At 72.9% G+C, this 12,725-nt stretch carries 1 protein-coding gene; it reads left to right on the plus strand.

All coding sequences use genetic code 11. The features are described from left to right. The first annotated feature begins 423 nt into the window (after window positions 1–423). The gene (locus tag QF035_RS02765) at window positions 424–12,711 is read left to right on the plus strand and encodes a non-ribosomal peptide synthetase/type I polyketide synthase (protein ID WP_307517891.1); all 12,288 of its coding nucleotides are present in this window, start codon (window positions 424–426) and stop codon (window positions 12,709–12,711) included. Window positions 12,712–12,725: the final 14 nt, after the last annotated feature.

Consider the following 12,725-nt stretch of genomic DNA (forward strand, 5'->3'; position numbering starts at 1 on the left):
GACTCGCGTGTAGTGCTCCCGACTCCCTTGTACTCCACGTTTTCCGCCTTCGGCCGGGAATGCGAATTGCCGACCCGACTGACGCCATGCAGTGCCAGCCAGGCACGCCCCATGCGCTCGGCTACGGGGCAGCCGCGCGGCCTGCATGTCTCCGTCGTTCACGTCGCGTGCCCTGGCAGCAGTTCGATACGGAAGGCCGTTTGAGTATGCGTACTCATGAAACGAGACACAGGCTCCGGCAGGCTCCCGAATGAACGACTCGGCAAGATCGACAGACCTCGGCCGACAGGCTCCTGCGCCTGGCCCTGATCCATGGGGCCCGGCCCTGATCCGAAAGGGCGAGGTCAAGGGCCTTCGGCTCGCCACAGGGCTTGACCCACCGCTGTACCGGCTCAATTCACCCACGCACGAACGAACGGACCCATGAAGACTGCATCGCTGTTTGACGTACTGCTGGACGCAGCCCGCCAGGCCCCTGAGCAGGTCGTCGTACATGTCCGTGGGGACGGCAGCGAACTGGCGGTCACGTTCCGGGAGTTGCTCGACGAGTCCCTGCGCGTCGCGGGTGGCTGTCGCGGCGCGGGTGTCAAGCCCGGCACCTGCGTGCCGCTGCTCGCGGACCGCAGTGAGGACTTCCAGCCGATGTTCTGGGGCGCGCTCGCCGCCGGCCTGGTGCCGGTGCCGCTCGCGCCCGACGCGCGGCGGGTCGCCCCGGTGTGGGAGCACCTGGGCCGTCCGCCCGTGGTGGTGGACGCGGCCTGTGCGGGGGTGGCTGCCGAACTGCCCGACGGCGTACGGGTGTTGCGGCTGGAGACGCTGCGCGAGTGTGCCGAACCGGTCTCGCCGGTCGTGCCGGGTCCGCACGATCTGGCCTTCCTGCAGTTCTCCTCCGGAAGTACCGGGTCGCCCAAGGGGGTTGAGCTGACACACGCGGCGGTCCTGGCGAACCTGCGGCAGATGGCCGCCGCCTCCGGGCTCAACGAGCAGGACGTCGTGGTCAGTTGGATGCCCTACTTCCACGACATGGGTCTCATCGGCACCCATCTGGCGCCGCTCGCCGTGCGGGCGAAGCAGGTGAAGATCGGTCCCCTGGCGTTCGCGAAGACGCCGCGCCTGTGGTTCGACGTGGCCGCCGCGCACCGGGCCACGGTGTTGTCGGCCGCCAACTTCGCGCTCACCCTGACCGTCCGCCGGGTCTCCGACGAGGTACTCGCCGACGTGGACCTGAGCCCGGTACGGCTGATGCTGGTGGGCGCCGAACCGATCTCCGCGACGGTGTGGCGGGACTTCGCGGCCAAGATGCGGCCGACCGGACTGGACCCCCGGGCGGCCACGCCCGTCTACGGGCTCGCCGAGGCGACGCTGGCCGTCACCTTCCCGCCGCTCGGCGAAGTGGCGGCGCCCGTGGTGCTGGACCGGGCCGCGCTCAGCCGTGGCCGGGCGGTGGAACGGGAGCCCGGCGGCGACGCCGAGGAAGCGGCCGTGGAAGTGATGGACGTCGGCGTACCGGTGCCCGGCTGTTCAGTGCGGATCACCGACGAGGCCGGCCGGCCGCTGGGTGACCGGCGGGTGGGTCACATCGAGGTCGGCGGCCCGCAGATCGCGCGCGGCTACCACCGTCTTCCCGAGCCGACCGCGCAGACCTTCGCGGACGGCTGGCTGCGCACCGGGGACCTCGGCTTCCTGCGGGACGGCCGGCTCTGTGTCAGTGGCCGCCACAAGGACGTCCTCTTCCTCAACGGCCGTACCTTCCACGCACCGGACATGGAGGAGGTCGCGGCCGCGACGCCCGGGCTGCCTGCCGGTCTCACGGCCGTGGTCGGCTCCACCGACCCGGTGACCGGGAGCGAGCGAGTGGTGGTGTTCGTGTCCTGGAGCCGCCCGCCGGGCACCGCGACGGAGGTGCTGGAGCAGGTCGCTCGGCGGGTTCGTGGGGCGCTGGGCCACGACGACGTGTACGTCCTCGCTCTCCCGCCGTCGGCCTTCCCGCGTACTACGAGCGGGAAGCTGCAGCGGCAGCGGATGCGGGCCCGCTTCGAGGAGGGGTCGTACCGGCCCGGGGCCTCGTCCAGCCCTCTGGCCATGCTCTCTGCCCGCTCGGCGGCCGTTCCGTCCGCCGCCTCGTCAGACGCACCGGCGGGCGGGCCGGTGCAGCCTGTCGACGTACAGCGATCGGCGTCGCCCCGTTCGCGCCGGGACGTGCGGCGGCTGGTGCGCAACGTATGGGCGCGCGTACTGGCGCGACCGGAGGCGTCCTTCACCGACCGGGACCGGTTCACCGATCTGGGCGGTACCTCGCTCAAGGCGATGGAAGTGCTCGCCGAACTGGAGCACGCCCTTGATGTCACCCTCGCTCCGGCCGTGATGCGCAACGACACCGTCGACGCGCTCACCGACCACCTGCTGGCGGCAGTCGACGACACGGCAGACCGGCGGCCGTACGTCACCGATGGGCAGGTGCCGGTGCCCGCCCGAGCCGGCACGCCCGCGACGGCGGTCGTCTCGATGGCCTGCCGATTCCCCGGCGCGAGCACGCCGGAGGAGTTCTGGGACCTGCTGGCCGACGGCCGGGACGCCGTCACCGCGGTGCCGCCGGACCGCTGGGACGCCGCACCCTCGGCGCAGGCGGGCGAGCAGGCGTCCACCGGCTCGGGCGGGCGCTGGGGGTCCTTCCTCGACGACCCGGCCGCCTTCGACGCCGGGCATTTCGGCATAGGTGACGAGGAGGCCCGCACGCTCGACCCGCAGGCCCGGATCTTCCTCGAACTCGCCCACGAGGCACTGGAACGGGCGGGCTACGCCGGAACCCGCCGCCGCGGCCTGCGCGTCGGCGTGTTCGCCGCCGTCGGAGACAGCGGCTATCGGCAGGTCCTCGCCGACGCGACCCCGGCCGGTACGCCACCCTCGGCAACGGCCCTCACCGGGAACCTGCCCAACCTCGTCGCCGCCCGTGTCGCGCACTGCCTCGACCTCGACGGGCCGGCGCTCGCCGTGGACACCGCGTGCTCGTCGGGTCTGGTGGCGCTGCACCTGGCCCGGCGCAGCCTGGCGGACGGCGAGTGCGACATCGCCGTCGTCGGCGGCGTCAACCTTCACCTCACGCCCGACGGGTACCAGGCACTGGAGTCGGCGCAGGCCCTGTCACCGACCGGCCGCAGCCGCGCCTTCAGCACCGCGGCCGACGGGTTCGTACCCGGCGAGGGCGGAGCTGCCCTCGTCCTGCGGCCACTTGAGCAAGCCGGCCGTGACAACGACGAGATTCTGGCCGTCGTACGCGGCACCGCCGTCAACAACGACGGCACCTCCCTGAGCCTGATGGCACCCAATCCGCTGCGACAGCACGAGGTGATCGGCCGGGCGTACGAGATCTGCGGCGTCGATCCGCAGTCGGTGACGTACGTCGAGGCCCACGGGACGGGCACGGCTGTCGGCGACCCGATCGAACTCCGCTCCCTGGCGCAAGCCTTCCCGGCCCGTACGGACGGGCGGCCGCGGCTGCTCGGCTCGGTGAAGACGAACGTCGGGCACCTGCTCAACTCGGCTGCCCTGCCCTCCCTGGTCAAGGTCGTGCTGGCTCTCGGGCGAGGCCGGCTGCCGGCCTCGCTGCACCACACGTCGCCCTCCCCCGCGGTCGAGCGGTCCGGGTTCGCCCTGGTCACCGAGCTCACCGACTGGCAGTCGCAGGGGCCACGCAGGGCGGGCGTCAACGCCTTCGGGTTCGGCGGCACGAACGCGCACGCGGTTCTGGAACAGGCACCGCCGACCCTCCCCTCAGCTCCTGCGCCGCGTGTGGGAGGCGGTCCGCGTCTGCTGACCCTCTCCGCCCGCAGTGCGGAAGGTCTGGCCGCCTGGACGTCCCGTCTGGCGGACCATCTGCGTGACCACCCGGAACTCGACGAGGGCGACGTCTGTCTGACGGCGGCCACGGCACGGGACGAAGGACCGCACCGCCTGGCCGTGGTGGCCGACGGGGACCTTCGGGAACGGCTCGCCGCGGCGAGCGCTGCGGGTGACGGCCGAGCGCCGGGAGTGGTCACCGGGACGGTGGCGAACCGGCCGCGGACCGTCTTCGTCTTCCCCGGCCAGGGTGCACTGCGTCCGGGCCAGGGCAGTGCGCTGTACGAGACGGCACCGGTGTACCGCGAGGCGCTCGACGAGGCGTCGGCCCGCGTCGGCGCCGTGCACGGGCGGCAGTTGACGTCCTGGTGCGTGGACGCGGAGGTGGACGCGCAGGCGCAGGCCGCCACCGAGGTGGCGCAGCCGTTGCTGGTCGCCCACGGGGTGGCCCTCGCCCGGCAGTTGATGGCCTGGGGCGTACGGCCCGACGCGCTCGTCGGACACAGCGTCGGCGAGCTGGCGGCCGCCTGCGTGGGCGGGGTGCTGTCGCTTGCCGACGCGGTGGGGTTCGCGGCGGAACGCGGGCGGCTCATGGGCACGTTGACCGCGCCGGGCGCGATGCTGGCCGTACGGGGAGCCGACGAGCAGGACGTGGCGGCCCTGGTGGCCGCATCACCCGGCGAGCTCGCGGTGGCCGCGTACAACGGTCCCGGCCGGCTGGTGGTCTCCGGTGGCCTCGACGTGGTCGAGCGGGCGGCGGAGAAGCTCGCCGGGCTCGGAGCGGTGGTGCGTCCGCTGCGGGTGCCGCACGCATTTCACTCACCGTTGATGGAGCCGGTCTCGCAGGCCCTGGCCGACGCGGCACACGTCCTGGACGTCACGGCTGCCGACCTGCCCTTGATGAGCACGCTCACCGCCGAGTGGCAGCCGCGCATGGACCCGGACCACTTGCGCGAACACGCCCTGCGGCCGGTGCTGTTCGGCCGGGCCGTGGCACGGCTGCTGGACGAGGGCTACGACACGTTCGTCGAACTCGGGCCGGACGAGAACCTCGCGGGCCCGATCCGTGCGGCGGCGGCCCATCGCCGGGCTACCGGCTCGGACCTTGCGACTGCCGACGCCCCGCGTCCGGCCAACAACACCGGCACTGGCACGCGCACTGGCACTGGCACTGGCAGTCGTGTGCTCGTCGTGTCCGCGCCCGGGGAGGCGGACCGCGCCGGGGCCGCCAAGGGCGGTGCTCCGGGCGGGGCACGGGAGTTGCTGGCGACGGTCGGGCTCCTGTGGGCTCGGGGCGTGGCGTTGGACCGTACGGCGCTCGACGCGGGCCGTCGGCGTGTGCCGCTGCCGCCCTACCCGTACCAGCGGCGCCGGTACTGGCCCGGTACCGCGGCGCACGGGCTCCTGCACCGCTTCACGTGGCAGACGGCGCCTTTGGCCGACGACGCTCCCGCCGGGCCCGTACTGGTGACGGGCGTGGACGCGACGGCGGTGCGCGAGCTCGCGGAACAGTTCGCGGGGCGGGGCGTGGAGGTGACCACGGACCCCGGGGTCGCTGTGGCGCAGACGGTGATCCTGGTCGGCGGGCCGGCCGAGCACGGCACGGCTGCCGAGTTCGAGCGGATGCAGCGTCGGTGGGTCACGGGGTTCAGGGAGGCGCTCACGCTGTTCGACCGGACCGGGGCTCGTCGTCTGCTGGTCGTGACCGAGGACGTGCACGTCACGGGACACGGCTCCGAGCGGCCGGACCCGGCACAGGCCGTGCTGGGCGCCCTCGCTCTGGCCGTGCCGGAGGAGTTCCCGGGAGTGGTGGCGAACTGGGTCGACCTCGCCTCCCTCGACGACGCCGGGCAACGGCTCCGGGCCGTCCTCGCCGAGGCGGCGGCGCCCCAGGCGGCCGGGGTGATCGCCTGGCGGGACGGGCGGCGGCTGGTGCGGACCGTCGTCCCGCAGTCGGCCGAGACGCCCCGCGGCGGGGAGCGGCTGCCCGCCGACGGCACCTTCCTGATCACAGGCGGCTGCGGGGGCATCGGTTCCGCTCTGGCCCAGGACCTGGCCGACCGTGGCCGGCCGGTGGTCATCCTCACGGGCCGCTCTCCCCTGCCGCCCGAGGGCCTGGTGGAGGAACTCGCGGCGCTCGGCGCCGATGCCCGCTACCACCCGGCCGATCTCGCGGCACAGGACGACGTCGACAAGCTCGTCGCCGAACTGCCTCCGCTGGACGGCGTCTTCCACGCGGCCGGAGTGGTGCGCCCCGGGAGCCTGCGCTCAACTGATGTGCAGGAAGCGGTGGATGCCCTTCAGGCGAAGACGCTCGGGACGATGCTGCTGTCGGAGGCACTGCACCGGCACGGGCAGCGTCCCGGGGTGTGTGTCGCGTTCTCCTCCGTGTCCTCGGTGCTGCCCGGGCTGGCCGGAGCGCTCGGCGTCTACGCGGCCGCGAACGCCTTCCTCGACTCCTTCGCCGCCACCGAGCGGCGGGCCGGACGACCGTGGCTGTCGGTGAACCTCGGGCCGTTCGCCGAGACGGGACTCGCCTCCTCGCTCACCTCTTCGCTCGGCGTCGGTGCCGTTGCGCGCGCCGGAAGCCGCCCGCTGGCGACCGCGCCCGCGCTGGCGGCGCTGCGTTCGGCGTGCGACATGGGCGCGGCACAACTGGTGATCGCCGATCTGACGCCCGTGCGGGGACCGGCCCTTGCCGACTCGCCGAGACGACCTGCGGCAATGCCACATCCACAGCCACAGACGCAGACGCAGACAGTTTCACCGGCGGATCGTCAGCCCTCCGGCGCGGACGGGACGGCGTCCGTCTCCGGCGCCGCTGCCGTGCTGCGGGAGCTGCTCGCGCAGTCGCTGGGCGTACCGGCGCCGGCCGTAGACGACGACGCCCCGTTCCTGTCGCTCGGGCTGGACTCGCTGGGTGCCGTCGACCTCGTCAAGCGGCTGGAGAGGAAGACGGGACGACCATGGCCCACGACGCTCTTCTTCGAGTACCGGACCGTGCGCGAGTTGGCCACGCACCTCGACACGCAGACCGCAGCCGCAGCCGGAACCCGCGCCGAAGCTGATGCGGATGCCGTCGAGGCGGGGCGGAACACGCGCCTCGCCCCGCTGCCGCCCGCGGCTGACAACGGCACGCCCTTCGCCCTCACCCCCGTACAACTGGCCCTGCACACCAGCAGCCGACTGCACCCGGACGTCCCGGCCCGTGGCCATCTGCGCCTGACGATCCGTGGCCCGCTGGACACCCACGTCCTCGGCCTGGCGTTGACAGCTCTGGCCGAGCGGCACGGCATGCTGCGGCTGTGTATCGACGACGCGGGAGCCACGCCGATGCAGCGGCTGACACCGACGATGCCCCTACAGACCTGGTACGAGGTGCGCGAGGGGACTGCCCAGAGCGTGGGCGACGTCGAATCGGCCCTGTGCAACCGGCCCTTCGACCTGGCCGTCGAACCGCCGGTACGGGCCGTCGTACTCCGTCAGGAACCGAGCCTCGCGCACCTGCTCCTGGTGGTCCATCACGCGGCGGCGGACGGGTACAGCCTGAACGTGCTGGCCGAAGACCTGTGGGCGCTGTACACCTCACTCTGGCGTGGAGAACGCCCCCAACTGATCCCGCCGGCACTGGACTTCGCGACGTACGCGGCAGCACGCGTCCACTCCCCCGGTTCCAACAGCCCGGAGGACACGCGGCGTTACTGGGCGGAGCGCCTGGCCGGGCGCGGTGAACCGCTGCGGCTGCCGTACGACGGCGATCCCGACGCTCCTCCGTCCGGCCCGCTCGTGCAACACCACGGGGAACTCGACGAGGTCCTCACCACCGGCCTGGAACGGCTGGCCGCCGCGCATGACGTTTCGCTGTTCCACCTGCTGCTCGCGGCGTACGTGCGCTGTCTGGTGCGGTGGACTGACCGCCGGGACATCGCCGTGAATGTGGCCCGGGCCCGGCGTGAGGACCGGCTCGACGGGGTGGACCGGCTCGTCGGTCCGCTCGCCGACACGCTTCCGCTGCTGTGCGAGGCAGATGCGGAGGAGTCGCTCGTGGCATTGGCGGAGAGGCTGCGCCGGACATGGCTGGAGAGCGAGCGGCACGCCGACCTGAGCAGCCTTGACCTTGCCGGGCTGTTGTCCGGCACCGACGGCGGCCCCCGCACGGCGAGCCCGGCCGGCTTCAGTTTCGCCCGCTTCCCGGCCCGCCTGGCGTCCGACTGCCCCGTGGAAGTACGGGCGACCGCGGCCGGCACCGGCTCGGCCGCGACCCGGCTGAGCCTGCTGTGCTGGGCGGACGGCCCTGTGCTGCGTATGTCATGGAACTTCCCCCTGCCGCTCTTCGAGCGGGAAACGGTGGCACGTCTGGACCGGGAGTACCGAGAGGAACTGGCCGCGCTGTGTGCAGTTCCCGCACGGCCTTCGCCTGCGGCTGCGGCTGCGGCTGCGGCTGCGGCTGCGGCTGCGGCTGTTACGGTCCTGTCCCCCGCTTCCCCCACCGTGGCGTCCCTATCGCTCGCCGGATCGGACAGCGGCCCGAGCCTGGTCGCCCGGCTGCTCGATCAGTTCCGTGCCACGCCCACGGCAACCGCGGTCGATGCCGGCGCGACGACGCTCACCTACGCGGCCCTCGACCGCGCGTCGGCTCTGCTCGCCGCGCGCCTGCGCACCCTCGGCGTGCGTCCGGACGGCCTGGTCGGACTCCTCACCGAGCCGGGGCCGGACACCGTGATCGGCGTGGTGGGCATCCTGCGGGCCGGTGCCGGCTGGGTTCCGCTGGATGCGAGCCACCCCACGACACGGCTGGCGGATCAACTGGCCCGCACGGGCGCCACCGCCGTGGTGTGCCATGCATCCACATCGTCAACTGCCATCGCTCTCCCGGGAGTTCGGGCCGTGGCCGTCGACGACCCGCCGACCTCACCGACCTCACCGACCTCCATGATTGACGACTCCGTACGGGCGGCTGTCCCCGTGTCCCCGGCGGAGGCCGAGGCGATCGCGTACGTCATCTTCACCTCCGGATCCACCGGACGCCCCAAGGCCGTACCCATCACCCACCGGGCGATGGAGAACTACCTCGACTGGGCAGTCGCCACCTTCGGCTACGGTCCCCAGGACCGCCTGGCCCAGACGGCGTCGCCCTGCTTCGACGCCTCCGTACGCCAGTTGCTCGCACCCCTCCTGGTCGGCGCCACCGTGGTGACCGTGCCGCAGGACCTGCGACGCGACCCCGAGCTGCTGCTCGCGTACGTGGAGCGGGCGCGGATCACCGTATGGAGCTCCGTCCCGACGCTCTGGGAACAACTGCTGTCCGCCGCCGAGGAGCAGGTGCGACGCGGGGCGGGTCGACCGGACCTGTCGGCACTGCGATGGGTGCACGTCGGAGGCGAGGCGCTGCCTGCCGCGCACGTACGCAGGTGGTTCGACCTGTTCGGAACCGGCACACGGATCGCCAACCTGTACGGGCCCACGGAGGCGACCATCAACGCCACCTGCCATGTCATCGACGTCCGCCCCGATGACGACGTACAACTCCTGCCGATCGGGCGGCCCGTCGCCGGTACCGACCTGGAGGTCATCGGCCCCGACGGAACGCCGCGCGGGCAGGGCGAGGTCGGCGAACTGCTCATCGCAGGGGCCGGGTTGACACCCGGATACCTGGGCGAGCCGGACCTGACGGCCTGTGCCTTCGCCGTACGCGACGGTCGCCGCTGGTATCGCAGCGGGGACCGGGTACGCCGCGGTGAGGACGGCGCCTTGGAGTTCCTGGGCCGTGTCGACGACCAGGTGAAGATCCGTGGGAACCGGGTGGAACCGGGAGAGGCCGAGGCGGCCCTCCAGACGCATCCCGGCATCGCACAGGCCGCCGTGACAGCGCGCGACGGGCGGTTGCTGGCGTTCGTGACCGTCCGGCCCGGTTCCGCCCGACCTGATACCCGCGATGTGCGCCGACACCTGTCGGACGTCGTGCCGCCGTACATGATCCCGGCGCGCATCACCGTCGTCGACGCGCTGCCGTTGACCGGCACCGGCAAGGTCGACCGCCGCGCTCTGTCCGACCAGGCAACTGCCTCGGAGGACTGTGCGGGCACGGCATCGGCTACATTGTCGGAGACCGCCGGCCGTGGTACTCCCCCGGAGACCCCGACCGAAAGGCGGCTGGCGGCGATCTGGTCCGAACTGCTGGGGGCCGACCCGGTCTGCCGGGAGGACGACTTCTTCGACCTCGGCGGCGACTCGATGCTCGTCCTTCAGGTGTTCGCCCGGCTCGGGGAACAGGAAGGGCCGCTGCCCAGGCCGACCGCGGTCTACCGCCACCGCACTCTCGCCGCGCTCGCGACGGCGGTGGACACGGCTGCCGGGCAACCGTGTGGGACGAGGCCAGCCGCGAGTTCTCGCCCGACGCGGGAGGACCACACGGCCCCCTTCCCCCTCACTCCGGGCCAGCGCGGATTCCTCCTCGCCGAGGAGCTCTCACCGGGCGGCGGTTCCTGGCTGGCGCGGCTGCGCTTGTCCGGCCCACTGGACCAGGAGGTCTTCCAGGCCGCGGTGGACCTGCTGGTGCAACGCCACGCGATGCTGCGCACCGTCTTCCCCTCCGGCGCCCGGCCGCCCGTCCAGCAGGAACTGCCGCGCTCCCTGCGGTTGCCGGTCGTCTTCGAGACGCTCCGCGACCGCGGTGACGTGGACGAGCGGGCCGCCGCCGAGGCCGGTCGCCGCTTCGAGCCGTGGACCTGGCCCCTGCTGCGACTTCGCGTGCTCACCCTGGCTCCACACGAGCACGTCCTCCTCGTACACGCACACCACCTCATCGGCGACGGCTACAGCGCCGCACTGCTCATGCAGGAACTGACGGACACGTACGACCTGCTGACCGCCGACCGCGCGGCCCAACTGTCCACACCACGCGCCACCTTCCGCGACCACTGCCTGCTGCTGGCTGAGCCAGGCGCCGAAACCGAAACCGAAACCGAAGCCGGAGCGGGGGCCGGCTCAGCGCCGGACGCCGCGGAACGCCGAGCCCGGCTGAGTGCCCCCTACCGGCCCCCGGTGCTGCGCGCACCCGACGACGGCAGCGGCAGTACTGCGAGTGACTCCCCCATGTTCCACTCGGCGGAGTTCGTGCTCGACGCGAGCCGTACGGCCGCGCTGCGGGCCCTCGCGGCGGAAGCGGGGGCGACCTTGTACGCGCCCCTACTGACCGCCTACTACCAGCAGTTGGCGGAGACGACCGGCCAAGCGGACCTGATCCTCGGGCTTGCGGTGAGCGGGCGGGACCGTCCGCTGCCCGACGTACACCGGATCTTCGGCCCGTTCGCTGCGGCCGTACCGGTGCGGCCGGGCGCCGCAGCGGGCCACGAGCCGGCGCAAGGCCCCTTCGGCGACACCCTGCGCCGGATCGTCGCCGAGGCCGAGGAGGCACGGACCCACGACGACGTCCTGCCGCGGCACGCCAACGGGCTGCCGGTGACGTCGCAGTTCTTCTTCACCTTCCTGGACTTCTCCGCGCTGGCCGCGCCCAACGGCGGCACGCTGACGGTGTCGTGGGAGGACGCGGACAGCGCGTTCGCTCCGCCGTCGACGGCGACGGACGTGTTCATGGCGGTACGGCCGGACGGCGACGGGCTGCGCGTGACGCTTCGTGGATCCGCGAGGGCCTTCTCGCCACCCGCGCTCGACGGCTTCGCGGACTCGATCCGCACCCGGCTCGCGCGGGCAGCGAGCCCTGGGCCCGCGGTTCGACGGCAGGTGCCTCGGGAGACGATGGACGCTGCGCTGGTCGGATACCTGCCCGCCCCCGACCATCTGGCGCGGCTGGCGGGCCTGCCCGACGGGGCGCTGCCACGCGCCGAGTTGCGCACGATGCTGTTCCCCGACGGCGCGCCGCGCCTCCTGGAGACGGTGGAGACGCCGCTGGGCCGATCGGGCTTCGTCTGCGTGCCGCTCTTCGCCGACGAACTCGGCCGGGACCCCGGTCTCGTCCGGCACGCCGGCCGCGGGGTGTCGCTGGCCTCTTCGCTCGGCGCGCGCTGCGTCTCACTGGCGGGGATGATCCCGTCGCTGACCGGTTACGGCTTCGACGTGCTGTCCTGCGTCGAGGGGCCGGCGGCCGTGACGACGGGGCACGCGGCAACCGTCGTGTCGGTGGTCAAGACGGTCCAGGCGGCCCTCGACGCCACCGGCCAGAAGCTCGCGGACCTCGATGTCGCGTTCGTGGGGCTGGGTTCGATCGGTTCCTCGTCGCTGGAACTGCTCCTCTCAGGAGCCACCCGTCCACCACGGCGGCTCCTGCTGTGCGACGTACTCGGCAGCGGACCGCGGCTGACGGAACTGGCCCGGAACCTGCGTGAGCGAGGGCTGGCCGACGAGGTCGAGGTGCTGGAGTCCCGGCAGGCGCTGCCGGACGCGGTGTACGGGGCGGATCTGCTGGTGACAGCGATCAGCGGCAGCGCCGCGGTCCTGGACGTGGACCGGCTGAGGCCCGGCAGCACGGTGATCGACGACTCGTTCCCGCACTGCTTCGACACCGGCCGAGCTCTCGCCCGGATGCGGGAACAGCAGGACGTACTGGTTCTGGGCGGCGGGCTGCTCCACGTCGGCCTCACCCGCCGTGAACCTGCCGAGGGGCTGCCCGCCGCGGCAGCGGCCGGCTACCTCGCCCAGCCCTGGATCGAGGACACCCTGGCTTCCTGCCGTACGGAGTCCCTGTTGCACGCCGCCCTGCCGACACTGCCGCTCGTGCACGGCTTGGTGGACCAAGGCGTGGCTCACGCCTACGCCCAGGCCGTGGACCGGGCCGGGGTGACGGCGGCCCCGCTCCACCTGCTCGGGCACGTCGTGGGCGCCGACATGGCGGCGCGTGTGCCAGGGAAACGCTGAGCGATGCGGGGCGG

Origin of the sequence: Streptomyces umbrinus (assembly GCF_030817415.1) — a bacterium.
Lineage (GTDB): Bacteria > Actinomycetota > Actinomycetes > Streptomycetales > Streptomycetaceae > Streptomyces > Streptomyces umbrinus_A.

Bases quoted from the DNA above. Each gene is read 5' to 3' on its own strand.
- QF035_RS02765 (WP_307517891.1), top strand. From the start codon at position 424: ATGAAGACTGCATCGCTGTTTGACGTACTGCTGGACGCAGCCCGCCAG.